Annotated in this window: 21 protein-coding genes; 7 read left to right on the plus strand and 14 right to left on the minus strand. The window is 69.7% G+C overall.

Going from position 1 to position 21,079, the window contains the following annotated elements; genetic code table 11:
• Positions 1-47: 47 nt before the first annotated feature.
• A complete protein-coding gene (locus ACIQI8_RS23755; RefSeq protein ID WP_402353877.1) occupies positions 48-452 on the minus strand; it encodes an ATP-binding protein in 405 nt (134 codons plus the stop codon).
• A gap of 112 nt (positions 453-564) precedes the next feature.
• On the opposite strand from ACIQI8_RS23755, the gene ACIQI8_RS23760 reads away from it, so the two are divergent.
• The 3 genes from ACIQI8_RS23760 (at position 565) to ACIQI8_RS23770 (ending at position 2,611) form a co-directional block, all read left to right on the plus strand.
• Positions 565-1,392, plus strand: a complete 828-nt coding sequence (locus ACIQI8_RS23760; RefSeq protein ID WP_402353880.1) for a Scr1 family TA system antitoxin-like transcriptional regulator — start codon at positions 565-567, stop codon at positions 1,390-1,392.
• Positions 1,389-1,577, plus strand: a complete 189-nt coding sequence (locus ACIQI8_RS23765; protein ID WP_402353883.1) for a DUF397 domain-containing protein — start codon at positions 1,389-1,391, stop codon at positions 1,575-1,577. Before ACIQI8_RS23760 ends, ACIQI8_RS23765 begins: the two co-directional genes overlap by 4 nt.
• Before the next feature lie 254 nt (positions 1,578-1,831).
• A complete protein-coding gene (locus ACIQI8_RS23770) occupies positions 1,832-2,611 on the plus strand; it encodes a DUF4253 domain-containing protein (protein ID WP_402353886.1) in 780 nt (259 codons plus the stop codon).
• 23 nt (positions 2,612-2,634) lie between these two features.
• Here the strand turns inward: ACIQI8_RS23770 and ACIQI8_RS23775 are convergent, their stop codons facing one another.
• The 3 genes from ACIQI8_RS23775 to ACIQI8_RS23785 all read right to left on the minus strand — a co-directional run bounded on the left by ACIQI8_RS23775 (position 2,635) and on the right by ACIQI8_RS23785 (position 6,488).
• On the minus strand, positions 2,635-3,459 hold the full coding sequence (locus tag ACIQI8_RS23775; protein WP_402353889.1) for an arylamine N-acetyltransferase: 825 nt from the start codon (positions 3,457-3,459) through the stop codon (positions 2,635-2,637).
• Positions 3,460-3,494: 35 nt separating this feature from the next.
• Complete coding sequence (locus ACIQI8_RS23780; RefSeq protein ID WP_402353892.1) at positions 3,495-5,396, minus strand: FHA domain-containing protein; 1,902 nt, start codon at positions 5,394-5,396, stop codon at positions 3,495-3,497.
• Positions 5,397-5,585: 189 nt separating this feature from the next.
• Positions 5,586-6,488, minus strand: coding sequence for an SAM-dependent methyltransferase (locus ACIQI8_RS23785; RefSeq protein WP_402353895.1), 903 nt, complete (start codon positions 6,486-6,488; stop codon positions 5,586-5,588).
• Positions 6,489-6,697: 209 nt separating this feature from the next.
• Between ACIQI8_RS23785 and ACIQI8_RS23790 the strand changes: the two genes are divergently transcribed.
• The gene (locus ACIQI8_RS23790) at positions 6,698-7,024 is read left to right on the plus strand and encodes a hypothetical protein (RefSeq protein WP_402353898.1); all 327 of its coding nucleotides are present in this window, start codon (positions 6,698-6,700) and stop codon (positions 7,022-7,024) included.
• 7 nt (positions 7,025-7,031) lie between these two features.
• Here the strand turns inward: ACIQI8_RS23790 and ACIQI8_RS23795 are convergent, their stop codons facing one another.
• From ACIQI8_RS23795 to ACIQI8_RS23825, 7 genes are all read right to left on the minus strand, one after another.
• Positions 7,032-7,406 (minus strand): DUF805 domain-containing protein, encoded by a 375-nt coding sequence (locus tag ACIQI8_RS23795; protein ID WP_402353901.1) that lies wholly within the window; start codon positions 7,404-7,406, stop codon positions 7,032-7,034.
• 307 nt (positions 7,407-7,713) lie between these two features.
• Positions 7,714-8,706, minus strand: coding sequence for a porphobilinogen synthase (gene hemB / locus ACIQI8_RS23800; RefSeq protein ID WP_402353904.1), 993 nt, complete (start codon positions 8,704-8,706; stop codon positions 7,714-7,716).
• A 249-nt stretch (positions 8,707-8,955) separates the two neighbouring features.
• Entirely contained in the window at positions 8,956-10,659 is a 1,704-nt protein-coding gene (locus tag ACIQI8_RS23805) for a bifunctional uroporphyrinogen-III C-methyltransferase/uroporphyrinogen-III synthase (protein WP_123998540.1), read from the minus strand.
• Positions 10,656-11,615, minus strand: a complete 960-nt coding sequence (gene hemC / locus ACIQI8_RS23810; RefSeq protein WP_402353907.1) for a hydroxymethylbilane synthase — start codon at positions 11,613-11,615, stop codon at positions 10,656-10,658. Before hemC ends, ACIQI8_RS23805 begins: the two co-directional genes overlap by 4 nt.
• The gene (locus tag ACIQI8_RS23815; RefSeq protein WP_402353910.1) at positions 11,612-13,699 is read right to left on the minus strand and encodes a glutamyl-tRNA reductase; all 2,088 of its coding nucleotides are present in this window, start codon (positions 13,697-13,699) and stop codon (positions 11,612-11,614) included. Before ACIQI8_RS23815 ends, hemC begins: the two co-directional genes overlap by 4 nt.
• Positions 13,696-14,460 (minus strand): redox-sensing transcriptional repressor Rex, encoded by a 765-nt coding sequence (locus ACIQI8_RS23820; RefSeq protein ID WP_402353913.1) that lies wholly within the window; start codon positions 14,458-14,460, stop codon positions 13,696-13,698. Before ACIQI8_RS23820 ends, ACIQI8_RS23815 begins: the two co-directional genes overlap by 4 nt.
• A 235-nt stretch (positions 14,461-14,695) precedes the next feature.
• On the minus strand, positions 14,696-14,977 hold the full coding sequence (locus ACIQI8_RS23825) for a glutaredoxin family protein (RefSeq protein ID WP_402353916.1): 282 nt from the start codon (positions 14,975-14,977) through the stop codon (positions 14,696-14,698).
• Between the two features lie 94 nt (positions 14,978-15,071).
• Here ACIQI8_RS23825 and ACIQI8_RS23830 point away from each other — a divergent pair, with 94 nt between their 5' ends.
• The 3 genes from ACIQI8_RS23830 to ACIQI8_RS23840 all read left to right on the plus strand — a co-directional run bounded on the left by ACIQI8_RS23830 (position 15,072) and on the right by ACIQI8_RS23840 (position 18,572).
• Positions 15,072-16,016 carry an HAD family hydrolase gene (locus ACIQI8_RS23830; RefSeq protein WP_402353919.1) on the plus strand — a complete coding sequence of 315 codons (945 nt, stop codon included), beginning with the start codon at positions 15,072-15,074 and terminating at the stop codon, positions 16,014-16,016.
• 315 nt (positions 16,017-16,331) lie between these two features.
• On the plus strand, positions 16,332-17,105 hold the full coding sequence (locus ACIQI8_RS23835) for an ECF subfamily RNA polymerase sigma factor, BldN family (protein ID WP_402353922.1): 774 nt from the start codon (positions 16,332-16,334) through the stop codon (positions 17,103-17,105).
• A 234-nt stretch (positions 17,106-17,339) separates the two neighbouring features.
• A complete protein-coding gene (locus ACIQI8_RS23840; protein ID WP_402353925.1) occupies positions 17,340-18,572 on the plus strand; it encodes a DUF5667 domain-containing protein in 1,233 nt (410 codons plus the stop codon).
• Between the two features lie 76 nt (positions 18,573-18,648).
• Here the strand turns inward: ACIQI8_RS23840 and ACIQI8_RS23845 are convergent, their stop codons facing one another.
• The 3 genes from ACIQI8_RS23845 to ACIQI8_RS23855 form a co-directional block, all read right to left on the minus strand.
• Positions 18,649-19,704 carry a lysophospholipid acyltransferase family protein gene (locus tag ACIQI8_RS23845; RefSeq protein ID WP_402353928.1) on the minus strand — a complete coding sequence of 352 codons (1,056 nt, stop codon included), beginning with the start codon at positions 19,702-19,704 and terminating at the stop codon, positions 18,649-18,651.
• 14 nt (positions 19,705-19,718) lie between these two features.
• The gene (locus ACIQI8_RS23850) at positions 19,719-20,780 is read right to left on the minus strand and encodes an NAD-dependent epimerase/dehydratase family protein (protein ID WP_402353931.1); all 1,062 of its coding nucleotides are present in this window, start codon (positions 20,778-20,780) and stop codon (positions 19,719-19,721) included.
• A 197-nt stretch (positions 20,781-20,977) separates the two neighbouring features.
• Entirely contained in the window at positions 20,978-21,076 is a 99-nt protein-coding gene (locus ACIQI8_RS23855) for a 30S ribosomal protein bS22 (protein ID WP_003948845.1), read from the minus strand.
• Positions 21,077-21,079 lie beyond the last annotated feature (3 nt).

Consider the following 21,079-nt stretch of genomic DNA (forward strand, 5'->3'; position numbering starts at 1 on the left):
AGCGGCGGACAGACAAGCAGCAGACAGACAAGCAGGGGAACTCCCGCTCAGCCCGCGCACGCGAACTCGCACCACACCACCTTGCCGGGTCCCCGTTCCCCCACGCCCCACTTGTCCGACAGCGCGGCGACGAGGAACAGCCCCCGACCGCCCTCGTCCGGCTCGTCGGCGACCCTCGGGACACCGGTCCCGCTGTCGTGCACCTCGACTCTGAGCACGTCACCGTCGTACCGCACACGCAGCAGGAAGCCGCGGCCGGGCGGGGCGCCGTGCAGGACGGCGTTGGTGGCCAGTTCACTGACGCACAGCACGAGGTCGTCTGCGCGAGCCCAGGCGGCGAGTCCCCAGTGGACCAGGGACCAGCGCGCGAAGTGCCGGGCGGCGGGCACGGAGCGGCGATGGCGGGCGTAGAACTGGTCGCGCTGGTAGGGGAGTTCGGTTGCGGCATTCACGGGACGAATGTCGCGCAGAGTCACTAGCGTGGATCACTGCGTCAACCCGTACAGATTTTTTGTACGGGTTCGTGCGAGGTCGTGTACGAGCACGCAGGGGGAGTTGACCAGCATGAACTCCAGGAAACTGCCACGGAAGAAGAACCTCTCGGCGATGAAGATGCTCGGCGCGCAGGTGGGTGCGGCTCGCCGTGCGGCGGGCTTAACGCAGCGTGAGTTGGCGGCTCTGTTGGGGGTCGACGAGGAGACGATCGCGTCCATCGAGCAGGGGCGGCGGGCGCTGAAACCGGATCTGGCGGCGCTGCTGGAGGAAATCCTGGACGCGAAGGGCATGTTGGTCATCGGTCTTGAGAACCTGCCGGAGATCGACCAGTTCCCGATGTGGGCCGAGTTGTACGTGCAGCACGAGCGCGAGGCCATCGCTCTGTCCTGGTACGACGCCTTGGTCGTGCCCGGCCTGCTCCAGACCCAGGCCTACGCCCGCGCGCTGTTGGGCAGTCGCGTCCCGCCGTACGACTCCGACGAGCTGGACTTGAAGATCGGGGCCCGTCTCGGACGCCAGGAGATCCTGGAACGCAAGGTCCCGCCAACACTGAGCTTCGTCATCTGGGAACCGGCACTCCTCATGCCGACCGGAGGACGCACAACTCACATGGCCCAGCTGCGGTTCCTGCGCGAGCAGTCCGAACTCCCCAGCCTGTCCTTGCAGATCCTGCCGCTGAATCGCACGTCTCATGCCGGAGACTCCGGTGCGTTCATCCTGTTGGAGACGCCCGACCACCAGCACCTCGCCTACGCCGAGTCGCAGCAGGGCAGCCAGTGGGTCTCCGACCCAAATCAGGTGTCCATCCTGGCGCGCAAGTATGCGATGCTGCGGACGCAGGCCCTCACCGTGGAGGACTCCAGGAGCCTGTTGGACCGTCTGCTAGGAGAACAATGAGCGCCGCACTTCAGTGGTTCAAGTCGTCCTACAGCACCAGCGAAGGCGGCGCCTGCGTCGAGGTCGCCACCTCCCCCCACGCCATCCACATCCGCGACTCCAAGAACCCCGCGGACACCGGCCCCACCCTCCAACTCACCCCCACCGCCTGGGCCGCCTTCACCGCAGGATGCACCCCGCGCTGACCGCCCCCGCATCCGCAGGACGCCCAGTCGCACGATTCGGCCAGAACCGAAACCATCGCGACTCCCGCCCGGCCGACGGACCATGGACAGAGCGACCGGATTGCCTACGCGGCGAACAGGTCCGGTCGTCACGGGGGAACGGGGGAACACGGCAGACCGGTGCACGAGCCTTCACGCGCCGGTCTGCCGGAACCCGTTGCGCGGTCCGGTGATCTCCGGGCCCGTTGTCAGTGGCCGGCTCTAAAGTCGGGGGCATGGCGACACTTCCCAACCCGCTGCCGAGGCTCGCGTCCCTCGGTCTCGAACTCCCGCCCGGCCGACTGGTCGACGAGACCGACGAAGGGCCGTGGCACGAGCCGCTGTTGTGGCTCGCGGACGAGCGGGCGATACCGGGCACCTGGTCCGCACTGCGGCGCACGGCACCGGCGGCCGGTCTGCTCCCGGTCGTCCTCGACCTGGGCGGCGGCCAGGGCGGGCCGGAGAAGTGGGAGTTGGCGCCCGACGAGATGTCCTACCCCGGAGACCACGACGCCGACGAGGTGCTGGAGGAACTCTGGGAGGAGTACACGCAGGAGGGCGACGAGTGGCCCGGCCTCGCCGAGGCACTCACCCCGACCGCCGATCCCGACGAGCGGGCGGCCGAGATCGCCGACTCCCTGGCGGACGGCGAGCCTGTGCTCGACGGCGAGCCCCTGGTCGGGGAACCGCACCTCGCCCTGGTACCGGCCCGCCGCAGCGCCGACATCCCGGCGGCCATCGGCTGGATGGGCCCCGCCAACCACGAGAGCGACACGGCCCGGCTCTGTGCCGTCCTCCGCTCCTGGGAGGACCGCTTCGGCATCCGGCTCGTCGCCCTCGGCTTCGCCTCGCTCCTCGTGTCGGTGGCGGCTCCGCCCACGACCCTCGAAGAGGCCGAGGAGATCGCCGCCGAACACTTCGCCTTCTGCCCGGACGACATTGACGACACCGGCAACCTCAAGACGTACGCCCAGTCGCTGATCGACCGGCCGACCTGGCACTTCTGGTGGGACTGAGCTGAGCCACCAGCCGGGTCGGCTCAGTTCAGCAGCGTCATCCCGTCCGGCGCCTCGATCCCGAACTCCTCCGCCAGCAACCGCCGTGCGTCCCCCTCGTCCGTCACCTCCCGCTTGCTCACCTCGCCGTCGGCCCGCGTCTCGGTCAACAGGCTTCCGTGGAGCAGGAGATGGCGCTCGGGGGTGACCCGCTGGACGAAGAGGCGCTGGGTGAAGGGCGAGCGCGGATTCGTGGCGATGTGCCAGTTGATGACCTCGAAGTCGACGTGCTCGAAGGGCTCCAGGGTGAAGGCGTACTGCGCCTGCCAGGCATCGACCACGTACGCCTGGAGAGCCCACAGCTCCAGCGGCCCCCGGTGCGGCACGTGGACGAACCGGTGCCGGCGCCCGGCGTCGTGCGACTCCACGCCGACCGCCAGCTGCACCGGCTCAAGCAGCGCCCCGATCGCCCCGAAGCCGACGTCGGCGAGGTACGGCTGCGGGTCGCCGGGCACCTCCACCAGCAAGGTCATGTGGGTGCGCGGCCGGTCCTGGAACCGGCTCGCGCCCACGACCACCCGCGCCGTGAGGCGGGTCACTCCGAAGCCCAGTGCCTCCAGTGCGGCGGCGAGCAGCGTGTTCTGCTCGTAGCAGTAGCCACCGCGCCGGCCGTGCAGCAACTTGGCCGTCAGGTCGGGCAGTTCGAGCGAGGGAGCGGTACGCCGCAGCGCGTCCAGGTTCTCGAACGGGATGCCCCGCATGTGCGCGAGATGGACACCCCGCAGCGTCGCCAGGTCGGCCCGCCGCTCCCCCTCCCACCCGATGTGCGAGAGGTACCGGTCAAGGTCGAAGGCGCCGCTGTCGGACATGTCCCCAGCCTACGGAACCACCCGCCGGAACCCGATCACGACTGCACGGCCGGCTCCAGCGCCTCCACCGCCGCGGCCGCCGCCGACGAGTCCTGGCCGTAGAAGATGTCGATGTCGACCTCTTCGCCGCCCATGGTCAGGGTGTCCCAGGCGCCGCTGAGGACGAGCATGCGCAGCGTCTTGGACTCCAGGGTCTGCAGCCGTTCCAGGATCGCCTCGTCGTCCGGCATGCCGGGCAGGCGCGGGGCGAGCCGGTCGCGGATGGCGCTCATGCGCTCCAGCAGGGTCGCCGTGTCCGCCTCGCGGTCCGGTTCCTCGGAGATGCCGTCGATGCCGTGGTCGATGATGTCCTTGATCGCCCAGGTGACACCCTGGTCGTCGGTGGTGACCATCGCCTTCCAGGCGCGGCTCTTGTGCCGGTACTGGAGCATCGACATGGCGGCTTCGTGCCGCAGGAAGTCCGCGTCCCGGAAGGGCCTCCCGTTCCAGGCGCCGTTGAGCGACCGAGCCAGCGAAATGGCGGACGCGAGACCGCTGTTGAGGCCGCGGCCGGGCCAGAAGTGGATGGAGTTGGCCGCGTCCCCGAGCAGGAACCCGTAGGTGCCCGGTGTGTTGGTGGTCGGCGGCAGCAACTCCGCGGAGAAGCGCGGCCGTTGCACCATGTCGAGCCGGAAGCTGGTGACCGCGCTCAGGTCCCCGTCCTCGACGGCGAACAGCCGCAGCCCCTCGTGCACGCGCTTCCACAGGGCCGACCCCTTGACCAGGGCGGGCAGGAACAGCGTGCCGTGGGTGGCGCACTGGAAGTCGCCGTGCTCGTCGCGGTTCATCAGACACGGCCGGGAGGCGATGCACTCCTCGAAGACCCGGCGGACCGGGTCGATGCCGATGACCTCGGTCAACTCGGTGTCCGTGAGCCGCATGTTGAGGAAGCCCTCGCCGCGCAGCGAGTTGAGCAGGAAGCGGTTCTGCGCGACCGTGAGCAGGATCGCCATCGGGTCGGACAGGCGCGACTTCACGCGCAGACCGAGGACGACGTCCCGCAGATGGACACCGTCGAGGGAGTAGATGGACTCGTCGGCCTTGCCGAACCGGGCGGCGAAGTGGTCCCGGGTGCGCGAGCGTCCGCCGTCGCAGATCGCGAGCACGTGCTGGGTGGCCAGGGCCTCCTGCTGCTCCGCCGGGTCGAACCGGGCGGGTATCAGGCGGATGCGGTCCCGCTTCTCGTTGGCCAGTTCGAGCAGCGTGTCCTCGATGTAGGCGATCCGCATGTTGCGCGGGTGGTGGTCGCCGACCGAGTCCGGGCCCGACGGCCACATCTCGGTGTAGTGGTCCGGGACGAAGAGCCGGTCCTGGACCTCCTGCGGCCAGGCGAGGTACTGCCGGCTCTGCACGGTCACCACCTGCTGGCGCCGTACGTTGCCCTCCTCCTGGCCCTTCCACACGACGGTACGGCCCTGCTTGCGCCACCGGCCCTCGTAGACGGTGACCTGGACCATGGCCCCGAGGAAGTGTTCGAGCAGGAGGGCCATGGACAGGCCGACCGGGCCGCCGCCGACGACGGTGACCCGCAGGACGGACCCGTCGTTCTCCTCCGGATGCGTCACGGCCCGGGGCAGGTTGAGCGCCATGAGAGTCTGCATGGCGTCCGCGACCTCGAAGCGGAACTCCTGGTCGCCGATGGTGATCGCGTCACCGGGCTGCAGCAGCCGGGACTCCACCTCCTCGCCGTTGACCAGCGTGCCGTTGCTGCTGCCGAGGTCCCGCAGCACGTATCCGGAGTCCTGGTCGAAGACGATCTCCGCGTGGAAACGGGAGACACTCAGGCTGGAGATGACCACGGTGTTGCCCGAGTTGCGCCCGAAAGTGACGCGGGTGTCGAGTACCGGGATGCGCTCTCCCGCCAGCAGACCTTCGAGTCCAACGAGCACCGGTGCCACGGCACTTCCTTCCAAGGGTGGATGACATCGATATCGCTGCGGAAACAGCAAAACCCCTACGGAACGGCGTGTGCAACCCCCTGGCCGCCCGCATGGCCTCGCGAGTATATGTTTGCGTGATCAAATACATCCACTCGGCGTCACCCAGTACGAACGCGAGGCCCCGCGGCCCGGTTCAACGGCCGCGCCTCAGTCTTTCCGGCCCACCGCTCCGTACACGTTGATGTCGTCGTCCGTGACGTCATTGATGTCCCGGTAGCGGATCTTCTCGATGTCGTCGAGCCCCTCGAAGAACACGGGGTCGACGGCCGGCGGAGCGGGCGCCGGACTCGGGTGCCACTGGTGGACGGGCAGCACGCCGGGCTCCTCCAGGGTGATGCCGGGCGTCTCGGTGAAGAACCGCTCGACCTCGTCCTTGGTGCGGAACACGAAGGTGAAACCGCGCTCGGTGTACGTCCGTCGGACCGCCCGCGTCGGCTCGGGATGCATCTCGTCGGTGAGGTGGCTGATCACCAGGTGACTCCCGGCCGGCAGCGCCGCCACCAGGTCCCGCACCAGCGGGTAGGCCTCCTCGGCCTCGATGAAGTGCAGGATCGCCACCAGCACGAGGGCGATCGGCTGGTCGAAGTCCAGCGTCTTGGCGGCCTGTTCGAGGATCAGGGCCGGTTCGCGCAGATCGGCGTCGACATAGTCCGTACGCCCCTCGGGCCCGCTGGTGAGCAGCGCCCGCGCGTGCGTCAGCACCACCGGGTCGTTGTCGACGTACACGACCCGCGCGCCCGGATCGATCCCCTGGGCGATCTGGTGGACGTTCTCCCCGGTGGGCAGACCGGTGCCGATGTCCAGGAACTGCCGTACGCCCCGCTCCTCGACCAGGTGGGTCACCGCGCGCCGCAGGAAGTCGCGGTTGTGCCGTACGTCGAGGTAGCCACGCGGGTTGGCGGCGAGCGCGGCGGCCGCGGCGGCGCGGTCCACCTCGTAGTTGTCCTTGCCACCGAGGAAGACGTCGTAGACGCGGGCCGAGTGCGCCTTCGTGGTGTCGATCCTCCTTCTCAGCTCCGCGGGGTCCTGGCTGAGGGCGTCACCGGGCATGAGAGTCTCCAGTTGTCCAACACGTTCACGGACGGTCAGCGGTCAACAACCTAACTCGGCACGCCACTTGATGGTGCCCAGCACCGAATCCCGGCGGATCCCGCCGGTCCCCGCCGTCTCCCGCGTCCCGTACCGCATCGCCGGGACATGACATCCCCGCAGGTCAGCACACGTCCCGCCGTGCGGGCGTCCCGAGTTGCCCGTGGATCATGGCGTCGGAGGCCGATCACCGCGCAGTCTGGAGTTCCGCCCAGCCGACTCCCCCCGGCTGGGCGTTCAAGCCCGAGCTCACCACCCAGGAGGCCCGTACCGCCATGTCCGTCCGAGCCCACCGCACCCACCGCCTCGCCGCCACCGCCCTCGTGCTCACCGCGTTCACCGCGCTCACGCTGACGGGCTGCCGGGACGGCGAGGGCATCCGGGACGAGGGCCCGGCCAAGTCCCGCTCGGCCGAGCAGTCCTCCACAGGGCTGGACCCGGCCCCGCACACGCGAGAGGCCGCCCGGTCGATGAACCGGACGGCCTCTGGGCGCTGAGCGGGGATCAGACGGCGGCGTACCCCTGAGCGACTTCCTTCGGGTTCGGGCCGTACTGGTTGGGGCCCGGGGTGGAGTCCGAGACGGTGAAGACCAGCAGGACGATGGCGCCGGCGAGCGGCACGAGTCCGATCAGGATCCACCAGCCGGAGCGGCCGGTGTCGTGCAGCCGGCGCACGGCGACGGCCAGGCTGGGGATCAGGACACCGAGGTAGAAGAGACCCGCGAGGCCGAGAAGCGCTCCCTGCTTGGAGGCGAGGGCGATCACCAGCAGCACGACGTAGATGATGCCGACGAACAGCGCGAAGTTCCAGTACTCCTTGCGGCGCGCACGCCCGCTGAACACCGCGTACTTCTTCAGCGCCTCGATGAACCAACTCATTGCGTCCCCCTGGGATCGACGTCCGTGCCGTCCGAAATGGATCAGGCCAGGCGCAGAAGGTATGGAGGGCGTTGACTTCACGTCAATTCGGTTGATCGGCGTCGTCGGGGGGACGGAACAGGGGGCTCAACCCGCCCGACCCCCACTTTGGTTGACCGATTTCAGGACAGATCCATCGACAGCCCCGCCCCCGACCCCGGCCCGACATCCACCGGCCCCCGGACCGAGTTCCCGCCGTGTCCCAACCGAGCACATACCGTTGCCGGTCGGTCACCGATTCGAGGCCGGGACGATCTCGATCCGTTGCTCAACGCAGCTTTCGCGCCACCTCGGTGGCCCAGTACGTGAGGATGTTCTGCGCCCCGGCCCGCTTGATACCGGTCAGCGCCTCCAGGATGGCCTGGTCACGATCGATCCAGCCCCTCTCGGCGGCGGCCTCGATCATCGAGTACTCACCGGAGATCTGGTACGCGGCCACGGGCACGTCCACGGAGTCCGCGACCCGGGCGAGGATGTCGAGGTAGGGCCCGGCCGGCTTGACCATCACCATGTCGGCCCCTTCCTCCAGGTCCAGGGCCAACTCCCGCATCGAGTCACGCACGTTGGCGGGATCCTGCTGATACGTCTTCCGGTCACCCTTCAAGGACGACCCGACGGCTTCCCGGAAGGGCCCGAAGAAGGCGGAGGCGTACTTCACGGTGTAGGCGAGGATCGCGACGTCCTCACGCCCGATCTGGTCGAGCGCATCCCGGATGACCCCGATCTGCCCGTCCATCATGCCGCTGGGGCCCACCACATGAGCCCCGGCATCGGCCTGCACCTGAGCCATCTCGGCGTACCGCTCAAGGGTGGCGTCGTTGTCGACGCGCCCTTCGGCATCGAGCACCCCGCAGTGCCCGTGATCGGTGGTCTCATCGAGACAGAGGTCGGACATCACGAGCAACTCGTCGCCGACCTCGGCCCGCACGTCCCGCAGAGCAACCTGCAGAATCCCGTTCGGATCGGTCCCCGCGGTCCCGAGAGCGTCCTTCTTGCTCTCCTCCGGCACGCCGAAGAGCATGATCCCGGAGATCCCCGCCTCGACGGCCTCGGCGGCGGCCTTCTTCAGACTGTCCCGAGTGTGCTGCACGACCCCGGGCATGGCCCCGATCGGCACGGGCTCACTGACCCCCTCCCGCACGAACGCCGGAAGAATGAAGTCCGCAGGATGCAACCGAGTCTCAGCGACCATCCGACGCATGACGGGCGTAGTACGCAACCGCCGAGGACGGGCACCGGGAAAAGAGCCGTACTTCGTCATAGCTCCTACGCTACGCCGGGCTCAGGAGCACCTTTGCCAACGCCCAGTCGCCATCCGCACCGAACTGCGGGCAACGCCACCACCCACCCCACCCGCCCCAGCTGCGGGCAGTCGTGCCGCTGGGGCGGCACGGCGCTGCTCGGCGCAGGCCCGCAGAATCCAGCCCGTCCGGCGTTTGAGGACGAGGCCCCTTGAGGGCCGATGGGGGTGTGGGGGCGCAGCCCCCACGGACGCGCGCCCCCACTCACCTCAAGTCGTCCGACGACGCCTGGCCCCGGGCCGCCTCTCACTGGGCCGGGTAACAGGGTCCCCGGCCTCCAAAGCAGCCGCCCGACGACGCAACCCGAACTCCGCCAGAGCCTCCGCCAGCTTGTGCACGGACGGCTCAGGAGCCATCACATCCACCCGCAGCCCATGCTCCTCGGCAGTCTTGGCCGTCGCCGGCCCAATACAGGCGATCACCGTCACGTTGTGCGGCTTACCGGCGATACCGACCAGATTCCGCACAGTGGACGAGGACGTGAAGAGAACGGCATCGAAGCCACCCCCCTTGATCGCCTCCCGAGTCTCCGCCGGCGGCGGCGACGCCCGCACAGTGCGATACGCGGTCACGTCATCCACCTCCCACCCAAGCTCGATCAGCCCGGCGACAAGCGTCTCGGTGGCGATATCGGCACGCGGCAGGAAAACACGGTCGATCGGATCGAAGACCGGGTCATAAGGAGGCCAGTCCTCGAGCAACCCGGCAGCGGACTGCTCCCCACTGGGCACCAGATCCGGCTTGACGCCAAAAGCGACCAGCGCCTTGGCCGTCTGCTCCCCCACCGCGGCGACCTTGATCCCCGCGAAGGCCCGGGCATCGAGCCCGTACTCCTCGAACTTCTCCCGCACCGCCTTCACCGCGTTGACCGACGTGAACGCGATCCACTCGTACCGCCCGGTGACGAGCCCCTTCACGGCCCGCTCCATCTGCTGCGGCGTCCGCGGCGGCTCGACGGCGATCGTCGGCACCTCGTACGGCACGGCCCCGTACGACCTCAACTGGTCGGAGAGCGAAGCCGCCTGCTCCTTCGTCCGCGGCACGAGCACCTTCCAGCCGAACATCGGCTTGGACTCGAACCACGACAACTGGTCGCGCTGCGCGGCGGCGGACCGCTCACCGACCACGGCTATCACCGGCCGCCCGCCTTCGGGCGAGGGCAGCGCCTTGGCCTGCTTCAGCGTCTGCGCGATCGTCCCGAGGGTCGCGGACCAGGTCCGCTGCCGGGTGGTCGTACCGGCGATCGTGACCGTCATCGGGGTGTCCGGCTTACGGCCTGCGGACACCAGTTCGCCGGCCGCGGCGCCGACGGAGTCGAGCGTCGTCGACACGACCACGGTCCCGTCGGAGGCACCCACCTCCGTCCAGCACCGGTCGGAGGCGCTGCGGGCGTCCACGAACCGGACGTCCGCGCCCTCGGCGTCGCGCAGCGGGACACCGGCGTACGCGGGTACGCCGACGGCCGTCGCGACACCCGGCACGACCTCGAACGGAACACCGGCCGCGGCGCAGGCGAGCATTTCGGAGGCGGCGTACGTATCAAGTCCGGGGTCCCCGGACACCGCACGTACGACCCGCCTGCCGCCCCGTGCGGCCTCCATGACAAGATGTGCGGCATCCCGTACCGCGGGGACCCCAGCGGTTGTTGACGCACTGTCAACAACCGTGAGCTGAGGCGTGCCCGTGCCCGGCGACGGGTCCGACGAAGGACCCCCGTCCGTGTGCACTTCGGCCACGCCTTGCCTGGCGTGCGTGCGTACCACGGCCAGCACTTCGTGCTCGGCCACCAGGACGTCCGCGTGCGTCAGCGCCTCTACGGCGCGCAGAGTCAGCAGTCCCGGATCCCCGGGTCCGGCACCAAGGAAGGTGACGTGCCCGTGTTCCGGACCGGCGGGAAGAGTGGTGGGGCTCACTTGGCTTGCTCCCCCATGAGACCGGCCGCGCCCTGGGCAAGCATCTCGGCGGCGAGTTCGCGACCCAGCGCCAGTGCTTGGTCGTGCGTCTCGGGCACGGGACCGGTGGTGGACAGCTGCACCGTACGCGAACCGTCGGTCGTGCCGACTATCCCGCGCAGGCGCATTTCCTTGACAATCTGCCCGTCGGCCAGAAGGTCGGCCAACGCACCCACGGGTGCGCTGCAGCCGGCCTCCAGGGCGGCGAGCAGTGACCGCTCGGCCGTCACGGCGACCCGGGTGAACGGGTCGTCGAGCTCGCCGAGCGTCGCGACGAGGTCCGCGTTGTCCGCGGCACACTCGATCGCCAGTGCTCCCTGGCCGGGAGCGGGCAAAACCGTGTCTATCGAGAGGAAGTCGGTCACCTCGTCGATGCGGCCGATCCGGGTGAGCCCGGCGGCGGCCAGTACGACGGCGTCGAGTTCGCCGTCGTGCACGTATCGGATCCGCGTGTCCACGTTCCCGCGGATCGGCACGGTGTCGATGTCCAGTCCATGGCTGCGCGCGTACGCGTTCAGCTGCGCCATGCGACGCGGCGAACCGGTGCCGATGCGGGCCCCGCGGGGCAGGTCGGTGAACTTCAGCGCGTCCCGGGCGACGAGCACGTCACGCGGGTCCTCGCGCTCGGGTACGGCGGCCAGGACCAGGTCCGCGGGCTGCGCGGTCGGCAGGTCCTTGAGCGAATGAACGGCGAAGTCGATCTCGCCGCGCAGCAGCGCGTCCCGCAGGGCGGTCACGAAGACTCCCGTGCCGCCGATCTGCGCGAGGTGCTCGCGGGAGGTGTCGCCGTAGGTCGTGATCTCCACGAGTTCGACGGGCCGTCCGGTCACCTGGCTCACGGCGTCCGCAACCTGCCCGGACTGGGCCAGGGCGAGTCTGCTTCGCCTGGTCCCGAGCCTCAGTGCCTTGTCAGTCATGCTGGCCCTCGGTTCTTGCTGTACTGGGGGTCGTCGTCGGCGCCTTCGTCGGCGCGCTCGGCCCGGGAGACGGAGGCCACCGTCTCCTGGTCGAGGTCGAACAGGGTGCGCAGCGCGTCCGCGTACCCGGCGCCGCCGGGCTCGGCCGCGAGCTGCTTGACCCGCACGGTGGGCGCGTGCAGCAGCTTGTCGACGACCCGTTTCACGGTCTGGTTGATCTCGGCGCGGTGCCGCTCGTCGAGCCCGGGCAGCCGCCCTTCGAGCCGGGCGACCTCGCTCGCGACCACGTCGGCGGCCATGGTGCGCAGCGCGACCACGGTCGGCGTGATGTGCGCGGCCCGCAGCGCGGCGCCGAACGCCTCGACCTCGTCCGAAACGATCCGCCGCACCTGGTCGACGTCGGCCGCCATCGGCGCGTCCGCGGAGGCCTCGGCGAGCGACTCGATGTCGACCAGTCGCACCCCGGCCAGCCGGTGCGCGCCCGCGTCGATGTCACGGGGCATCGCGAGGTCGAGCAGAAAGAGCACGGGCGCGGGCCGCGGCGGCTCGACGACCGGTTCGGGCTTACGACGTTCAGGGATCCGCCCGACCAGCGCCGCCGTGGCCGCGAGCGCCGCGATGGCGTCGGCGTCCTGGGCGGGGTCGAGCGAGAGCCCCTGCGGACCGGAACTCGTCTGCGGCCGAGGCGCGTTGTCCACCCAGGCGGCGTGCTGCTCCAACTCGGCGGCGGCCATCCCTACGACGGCGGCTTCCCCGAGCACGGAGAACCCGGCGGTGGCCGGCACGGCGGGAAGATCAACCGGCGCACCGGAAAGATCGAGCGGACACCCGTCCTCGGCACCGAGGCTGGTGGGCGGAAGTCCGGAGGCGGCGAAGGCACCGGCGGAACCGGCCTCACCGGATCCACCCGACAGGCCGGTCCCGGCGTCACCGGCCGACGGACCGAACTCGGCGGAGACACCCGGCAGTTGGGACTCGCCGACGGCACCGGACACGCGGTGGGTCGAGCCGGAGACGCCCGACGGGCCGGACTCGGCGGGCGCGCCTGGCAGGCCGGTCGTGGGGGACGTGACCGACGGGCCACTCGCGGCGGGCCCGGCCGACACGGTCGTACCCCCGGATCCGGTACTCGCGGCGTGGCCCGCGGCCGACGATCCACCGTCCGTCGCACCCGGCGCACCGGCGCCCGACACCTCGTCCGCACTGAAAGGCAGCTCAGCGCCCGGCACGGCCATGCGACCCGCCACCGCCTCGGCCACCGTCTCGGTGTCCAGGACCAGGCCCGTCGCGCCCGTGCAGGACACCGTGACGTCGGCACGTGTCAGCTCGTCCGGCACCGAGTCCATCGGTACCGCGCGGGCCAGCACGTCCAGGTCGGGGGCCTCGGTGAGGATCTGCGCGAGGCGCTCGGCGCGCTCGGCGGTGCGGTTGGCGATGACGATCTCGGCGACTCCGGCGCGCGCGAGCGTCGCCGCGGCCAGGGAGGACATCGAGCCCGCGCCGATCACCAGGGCCCGTTTGCCGCGGGCCCATTCGCCGACCGAGCCGCCGTCACCGCCGGCGGCCAGTTGCTCCAGGCCGAAGGTGACCAGGGACTGGCCGGCGCGGTCGATGCCGGTCTCGGAGTGGGCGCGCTTGCCGACCCGCAGGGCCTGCTGGAAGAGGTCGTTGAGCAGCCGGCCCGCGGTGTGCAGGTCCTGCGCCTTGGCCAGCGAGTCCTTCATCTGGCCGAGGATCTGGCCCTCGCCGACGACCATCGAGTCCAGGCCGCAGGCCACCGAGAACAGATGGTGGACGGCCCGGTCCTCGTAGTGCACGTAGAGATAAGGAGTGAGCTCCTCCAGGCCGACCCCGCTGTGCTGGGCCAGCAGCGTGGACAGCTCGGCGACCCCCGCGTGGAACTTGTCGACGTCGGCGTACAGCTCGATGCGGTTGCAGGTCGCGAGGACCGCGGCCTCGGTGGCCGGCTCGGCGGCGACGGTGTCCTGCAGCAGCTTGATCTGCGCGTCGGCGTGCAGCGTGGCCCGCTCCAGGACGCTGACCGGCGCGCTGCGATGGCTCAGCCCGACGACGAGGAGACTCATGCCGGCATCACGGCGGGGACGTCCCCGTCGGGCCCCTGCTTCGCGGACTGCTTGCCGCGGGTGGCGGCGACCGGTCCGGCCTCCTGGGCCGCGCGTTCCTCGCCGGCCTTGCGCTGCTCGTGGAAGGCGAGGATCTGCAGCTCGATGGAGAGGTCGACCTTGCGCACGTCGACGCCGTCCGGGACGGTCAGCACGGTCGGCGCGAAGTTCAGGATGGAGGTGACCCCGGCGGCCACGAGCCGGTCGCACACCGGCTGGGCGGCACCGGCGGGGGTGGCGATCACCCCGATGGACACGCCGTTGTCCTCGACGATCTTCTCCAGCTCGTCCGCGTGCTGCACCGGGATGCCCGCGACGGGCTTGCCGGCCATCGCCGGATCGGCGTCGATCAGCGCGGCGACCCGGAACCCGCGGGAGGCGAACCCGCCGTAGTTGGCGAGCGCGGCACCGAGATTTCCGATGCCGACGATCACTACCGGCCAGTCCTGGGTGAGGCCCAGTTCACGGGAGATCTGGTAGACGAGATACTCGACGTCGTAGCCGACACCGCGCGTTCCGTAGGAGCCCAGGTAGGAGAAATCCTTGCGCAGCTTCGCGGAGTTGACCCCCGCGGCGGCCGCCAGCTCCTCGGAGGAGACCGTGGGTACCGAGCGCTCCGACAGTGCGGTCAGCGCTCGGAGGTACAGCGGAAGCCTGGCGACGGTGGCCTCGGGAATCCCTCGGCTTCGGGTCGCCGGTCGGTGAGTTCGGCCAGTTGCCACGGTGCTCCTGCGGGTAGAGCGGGGCTGTAGGCGGTCACGCGAACCCAGACCGCCCCGTCGAAAGCAGGCTATGTCTTTGTGAACGCGTGCACAAAGATGGTGTCCGATTTGCCCGGCCAACGTGACCGGCGTCACGCGCTTCTCTCTTGGAGGCAAAACAGCACACGCTCCTCGCTAATCCCGCCCCCAAGACCCGTTCGCCGTCGATCCTAAGCGACTTCGCGGGGCCTTTGGACTACTCGGTCAGTGCCTTGCGCAAACGTTCCTCGTTCACACGCCAGAACGTGTGCTGCGCGCCGTCGATCAGGACCACCGGAATCTGCTCCCAGTACCGGTCGTGCAGCTCCGGATCGGCCTCGATGCTCTTCGCCTCCCACGGCACGCCGAGTTCGCCGCAGACCTTCTCGACCACCACCTGTGCGTCATCACACAGATGACAGCCCGGCTTGCGGACAAGCGTGACGAAACGGTCGCCGGGATCGGCCTTGCGCCGGAAGAGGGGACTCATGTCGGCCATTGTGACCCCTCTTTAACGGACCGGTCGCGGAGAGTTCACAGCCAGCAAACCTCTCGACTCCGAAGCCACCGAACAAACTGGCTATGCTCACGCCATGGCCGCTCTCGGATGGCTCACTCCCCGTAGGCGCTCCGCCACGGCACGCAGCGTGTTGGCAGGCGAGGCCTCGGCGGAGGCAGCCCGCAAGTCCTCGCAGGAAGCCCAGCACGCTGAAGACGCCACCGACGCCGATCTCGCGGTGGAGGAGCCGGAGTTCCCGGTGCTCGGCGACGACAAGGCCGCCGCCTTCTTCGACCTCGACAACACCGTCATGCAGGGCGCGTCGATCTTCCACTTCGGCCGGGGCCTGTACAAGCGGAAGTTCTTCGAGACCCGCGACCTCGCCAGGTTCGCCTGGCAGCAGGCCTGGTTCAGGCTGGCGGGCTCCGAGGACCCCGAGCACATGCAGGACGCCCGCGACTCGGCCCTGTCGATCGTCAAGGGCCACCGCGTCGCCGAGCTGCAGTCGATCGGCGAGGAGATCTACGACGAGTACATGGCCGAGCGCATCTGGCCCGGCACCCGCGCGCTCGCCCAGGCCCACCTGGACGCGGGCCAGAAGGTGTGGCTGGTCACGGCGGCCCCGGTGGAGATCGCCACGGTGATCGCCCGCCGCCTCGGCCTGACCGGCGCTCTCGGCACGGTCGCCGAATCGGTAGACGGTGTCTATACGGGCAAGCTGGTCGGCGAACCGCTGCACGGCCCCGCGAAGGCGGAGGCGGTCAGGGCGCTCGCGGCGGCGGAGGGCCTGGACCTGTCCCGCTGCGCCGCCTACAGCGACTCGCACAACGACATCCCGATGCTCTCTCTGGTCGGCCACCCCTACGCCATCAACCCGGACAGCAAGCTGCGCAAGCACGCCCGCAAGCTGGACTGGCGGCTGCGCGACTACCGCACGGCCCGCAGGGCGGCGAAGGTCGGCATCCCGGCGGCGGCCGGCGTCGGTGCGGTGGCGGGCGGCACGGCGGCGGCGATCGCATTGAGCCGCCGACGCCGGTAGCAGGGCAAACGCAGCCAATCCCCGGGTCTTACCCGCGTAACCCGCTGTCCAGTCACGTTGGCTGCACACGGCCACAACACGCCCCGTTCCCTGACTGAATATGAACGCATTCGATCAACAACCGGTCACTCTGCGGTACTTGATCGTGCGTCAATCGGTTACAGAAGCGACGTAATCGATGATTTGAGCAACTGGGTGTAGCAGTGCCTGCACGAAGCGTTATTCTCCTCAGACGCAAACCGGTACCCCTCCGTCGCTACGACGGGTGAACGGTCCCGCACTGCACGTGATGGAAGCTCTGCCTCTGGGAGTCCCGTGTACCCACACGTCGGGGTTGACGCCTCGGGCCTGGCTACGCTGCGCGCAACGGTCCAAGACCTGTTGCGCGGCTTCGTCCCCACCGCGTACGCCGTCCCCGCCCTTGCCGTAGCCACCACCCCCGTCGGCCCGTGCTACGCACTGGCCGACGGCACCGCCGCCGTCGGAAGACGAGGGCGGACCACCGGCGCCACCACCGCGCGCCGCCCGGCCGCGGACAGTGACAGCGCCCGCATGATGGACCTCGTCGAGCGCGCCCAGGCCGGCGAGGCCGACGCCTTCGGGCGCCTCTACGACCAGTACAGCGACACCGTGTACCGGTACATCTATTACCGGGTGGGCGGAAAGGCCACCGCCGAGGACCTCACCAGTGAGACGTTCCTGCGCGCCCTGCGGCGCATCGGGACCTTCACCTGGCAGGGCCGCGACTTCGGCGCATGGCTGGTGACCATCGCCCGCAACCTGGTCGCCGACCACTTCAAGTCCAGCCGTTTCCGACTTGAGGTCACGACCGGCGAGATGCTCGACGCCAACGAGGTCGCGCGCTCCCCCGAGGACTCCGTCCTGGAGTCCCTCTCCAATGCCGCCCTGCTCGACGCGGTGCGACGGCTCAACCCTCAGCAGCAGGAGTGCGTGACGCTCCGGTTCCTCCAGGGGCTGTCCGTCGCCGAGACCGCCCGCGTCATGGGCAAGAACGAGGGCGCGATCAAGACCCTCCAGTACCGGGCGGTGCGCACGCTCGCCCGGCTCCTGCCGGACGACGCACGCTGAGTGCGCCACTCTCCGCCACACCCAACTCACGTTCAGTGAAAGTCCGTTGACTTCCCGATCCGATCATCCGTCGTCCGTAACCCAAGTGCCACGCCGCTCGTTGTGCGGGATGCAGGCTCCCTGTGGTCACGTCCGGGCCAAAGCCCGATCACTCGATCGTGTGGAAGCGATCGAGATGGGCAACCGTCCGGATCCCAGGGGAGTCGACCGTCATGACGAGAGGAGGTGCCGCCAGTGATCGCGAACGTATCGGCGCACCGGCGGGCGAACGCCTTCGCCCAGGCCCTGGAGGAGCAGTCCGACAGGGACCCTGCGGCCGAGCAGTCCGAAGGACCGGCCCCGGCTCCGGCTGCTGCGGAACAGACCGAACAGGGCCGCCTGATGGCCCTCACGGAGTGTCTCGGCGACCTGCCGAGGCCGATGCTGGACCCCGAGGTGAAGGTCGTCCAGCGGGCTCAGCTGGTGGCCGCGTTCGAGGCCATGCTCCAGGAGGGCGCGGGAGGCGCGGCGACGGACCCATCGGTACCGGAGCAGCGTTCCCACCGGGCCCGGGGCGCGCACCGGGCGAGCCCGCTGGGAAAACTGCGGCCGAGATCGCGACTCACCAAGGGGCTCGCCGCCGGCGGGCTCAGTGTCGGTGTCGCGGCGAGCGCGTTCGGCGGAGTCGCCGCTGCCAGCTCGGACGCGCTGCCCGGTGACTCGCTCTACGGCCTCAAGCGAGGCATCGAGGACTTCAAGCTCAACTACCTCTCCGAGGGGGACGACGAGCGTGGAGTCGCCTATCTCGACCAGGCCTCCAACCGGCTGAGCGAGGCCCGTCGGCTGATGGAGCGCGACCGCGGTGGCCCCCTGGACCACGAGTCGCTGGGCGAGATCCGACGTGCCCTGTCGGGCATGCGGCACGACGCGGCCGAGGGCCACCGACTGCTGCACGAGGCGTACGAGCGCGACCCGGACAAACTGGGCCCCATCCAGGCCCTCGACGCCTTCTCGCGCTCGCACCGCGAGGCCTGGGGCGCCCTCCGCGACCGCCTGCCGGTCCAGCTCGGCGACGTCAGCGACGAGGTGTCCTCGGTCTTCGACGCCATAGACGAAGAGGTCGCCCCGCTGCAGTCCCTGCTCCCCAAGCCCCCGGCCAAGGGCAGCACCAGCAGCGGCGGCAACCGCCAGAGCTCCGGTACGGGGTCCGGGGGCACGTCGTCCGGCACCGACCGCTCGACGAAGCCGAGCACGGGCACCGGCACCTCCGAGGGCAGCCACTCGTCCACCCCCAGCAAGTCGGCCGAGACCGGCGACGACGGCCTGCTCGGCGGCAACACGGGCGGCCTCCTCGACCCACCGGGCTCCACGAGCAGCGCTTCCCCGTCCCCGTCCAAGTCCACCGGCACAGCCCCGGACGTGACGATCCCGCCCCTCCTCCCCGGCCTCCTCCCCGGCCTGGGAATCGACGGCGAAAACGCCAACTAGCTCCACGGCTCAACAGCTCGATGGGGGCGCCCTTCTCAGAAGGGCGCCCCCATCGACGTATCCGAAAGCCAGTGGCTCAGAAGAAAACCGACCGCCGCTGTACGAGCAACTTGTACAGCGTGTGCTGGATCTGTTCCCGTACCTGGTCCGTCAGGTTGAACATCAGCATCGGGTCCTCCGCCGCCTCCGGCGGGTAGCCGTCCGTGGGGATCGGTTCGCCGAACTGGATCGTCCACTTCGTGGGGAGCGGGATCGCGCCCAGCGGGCCCAGCCAGGGGAAGGTCGGCGTGATCGGGAAGTAGGGGAAGCCCAGGACCCGGGCGAGGGTCTTGGAGTTGCCGATCATCGGGTAGATCTCCTCCGCACCCACGATCGAGCACGGGACGATCGGGGTGCCCTGACGCAGGGCCGTCGAGACGAAGCCGCCGCGCCCGAAGCGCTGGAGTTTGTAGCGCTCGCCGAACGGCTTGCCGATGCCCTTGAAGCCCTCCGGCATCACACCGACCAACTCACCGCGGGCCAGCAGCCGTTCGGCGTCCTCGGCGCAGGCGAGGGTGTGACCGGCCTTGCGCGCCAGCTCGTTGACCACCGGGAGCATGAAGACCAGGTCCGCCGCGAGCAGCCGCAGATGACGGCTCGCCGGGTGGTTGTCGTGGACGGCGATCTGCATCATCACGCCGTCCAGCGGAATCGTCCCGGAGTGGTTGGCGACGATCAGCGCCCCGCCCTCGGCCGGGATGTTCTCGATGCCCTTGACCTCGACCCGGAAGTATTTCTCGTACACCGGGCGCAACGCCGGCATCAGGACCTGGTCGGTCAGCTCCTCGTCGTAACCGAAGTCGTCGACCTCGTAGTCGCCGGTGAGCCGGCGGCGCAGGAAGGACAGTCCGCTCGCGATCCGGCGCTCCAGATCGCCGACGTCCTGGGGTCCCTCGGGCGGCTGTTCCTCATGCGTCACAGGAACATCATCCTGCGCCGGCGCCCTGCTGGGCAGGGGCTGTACCTCGTGGACCAGCGCGGGTTCCGCGGTCTTGCCGCGCCGGCTCCCCGCGCTCCGACGCCGCGCCGGCCGCGATACGGCACCCGAGCGGGACCGGTCGTCGTCGAACGGAATGACCTTGGCATCAGCCATCGTTGATGCGCTCCTCAGTTGGCGCTCTGCGTCGGGGGTTGGCCGCCGCCCAGGGCGGGCAGCGCGGCGAGCCGGTCGACGGCCCCCGCGAGGGCCTCCGGGGGCAGGAGTCCGGGACCCTGGCTGCGCGCGAAGTCCGCGAAGGTCTCCGCCGTCGTGTACTTCGGCCGGAACCCGAGCGTCTCGCGCATCTGGTCCGTCGCCACGACCCGGCCGTGGGTCAACAGCCGGATCTGCTCGGGCGAGAAGTCCGTCATGCCCAGCGTACGCACCAGCGATCCGGCCCAGGTGACCGCCGGCAGCAGCAACGGCACCGTCGGCCGCCCCAGCCGCCGCGAGCACTGGGACAGCAACAGGACGCCGTCCCCGGCGATGTTGAAGGTCCCGCTGTTGAGCGTGCCCCGCGCCGGCTCATGCGAGCCGATCCGCAGCACCTCGATCACGTCGTCCTCGTGCACGAACTGCAGCCGCGGGTCGTAACCGAACACCGTCGGCAGCACCGGCAACGAGAAGTACGAGGTCAGCGGGGTGTCCGAGGTCGGCCCGAGGATGTTGGCGAACCGCAGCACGCACACCGCCACATCCGGCCGCCGCCGCGCGAACCCGCGCACGTACCCCTCGACCTCCACCGTGTCCTTGGCGAAGCCGCCGCTGGGCAGCGACTTGGGCGGGGTCGTCTCGGTGAACACGGCCGGATCCCGGGGCGCCGACCCGTAGACGTTCGTACTGGACTTCACCACCAGCCGCTTCACCGTCGGCGACTTCTGACAGGCACCGAGCAGCTGCATCGTGCCGATGACGTTGGTCTCCTTGACCGTGGTCCGGCTGCCACTGCCCAGCGCCATCGCCGTCACATCGAGGTGTACGACGGTGTCGGCGCCCGTCTCGGCCAGGACCCGCGCGATGCCGGGCTGCCGTATGTCGGCCTGGATGAAGTCGGCGCCCCCGAGATGGTGCTCGGGCGGGACCGCGTCCACGGCGATGACCCGGTCCACCTGTGGGTCACGCTGGATCCGTCGTACGAACCGGCCCCCGAGCCTGCGGGCCACCCCGGTCACGAGCACGACCTTCCCCAAGATCAGCGCCTTCCTTCCAGCCGTCGACGAGCCCTGTCGGCTGCCGCGTTCCCCATGTCGGCCAACTTAGCGGGTCGGTGTTGCGCTGTGATGACCGCCCGCCGCCCGAAGTGGCGGTATCCAGACGGCATGACAAACGCCTGTGGCCCCCCACCGGATGCGGTGGGGGGCCACAGAAACACGCTCTACGGCGTCGCTTACTTCTTGTTGCGACGCTGAACGCGCGTGCGCTTGAGCAGCTTGCGGTGCTTCTTCTTAGCCATCCGCTTGCGCCGCTTCTTGATAACAGAGCCCACGAC

The organism is Streptomyces sp. NPDC092369, from assembly GCF_044755245.1.
In the GTDB taxonomy this organism is placed as follows: domain Bacteria; phylum Actinomycetota; class Actinomycetes; order Streptomycetales; family Streptomycetaceae; genus Streptomyces.

Excerpts from the sequence above, each read along its gene's own strand:
- ACIQI8_RS23760 (WP_402353880.1), top strand. The coding sequence starts at position 565 with ATGAACTCCAGGAAACTGCCACGGAAGAAGAACCTCTCGGCGATGAAG.
- ACIQI8_RS23765 (WP_402353883.1), top strand. The coding sequence starts at position 1,389 with ATGAGCGCCGCACTTCAGTGGTTCAAGTCGTCCTACAGCACCAGCGAA.
- ACIQI8_RS23770 (WP_402353886.1), top strand. The coding sequence starts at position 1,832 with ATGGCGACACTTCCCAACCCGCTGCCGAGGCTCGCGTCCCTCGGTCTC.
- ACIQI8_RS23775 (WP_402353889.1), bottom strand. The coding sequence starts at position 3,459 with ATGTCCGACAGCGGCGCCTTCGACCTTGACCGGTACCTCTCGCACATC.
- ACIQI8_RS23785 (WP_402353895.1), bottom strand. The coding sequence starts at position 6,488 with ATGCCCGGTGACGCCCTCAGCCAGGACCCCGCGGAGCTGAGAAGGAGG.
- ACIQI8_RS23790 (WP_402353898.1), top strand. The coding sequence starts at position 6,698 with ATGGCGTCGGAGGCCGATCACCGCGCAGTCTGGAGTTCCGCCCAGCCG.
- ACIQI8_RS23795 (WP_402353901.1), bottom strand. The coding sequence starts at position 7,406 with ATGAGTTGGTTCATCGAGGCGCTGAAGAAGTACGCGGTGTTCAGCGGG.
- hemB (WP_402353904.1), bottom strand. The coding sequence starts at position 8,706 with ATGACGAAGTACGGCTCTTTTCCCGGTGCCCGTCCTCGGCGGTTGCGT.
- hemC (WP_402353907.1), bottom strand. The coding sequence starts at position 11,615 with ATGACTGACAAGGCACTGAGGCTCGGGACCAGGCGAAGCAGACTCGCC.
- ACIQI8_RS23815 (WP_402353910.1), bottom strand. The coding sequence starts at position 13,699 with ATGAGTCTCCTCGTCGTCGGGCTGAGCCATCGCAGCGCGCCGGTCAGC.
- ACIQI8_RS23825 (WP_402353916.1), bottom strand. The coding sequence starts at position 14,977 with ATGGCCGACATGAGTCCCCTCTTCCGGCGCAAGGCCGATCCCGGCGAC.
- ACIQI8_RS23830 (WP_402353919.1), top strand. The coding sequence starts at position 15,072 with ATGGCCGCTCTCGGATGGCTCACTCCCCGTAGGCGCTCCGCCACGGCA.
- ACIQI8_RS23845 (WP_402353928.1), bottom strand. The coding sequence starts at position 19,704 with ATGGCTGATGCCAAGGTCATTCCGTTCGACGACGACCGGTCCCGCTCG.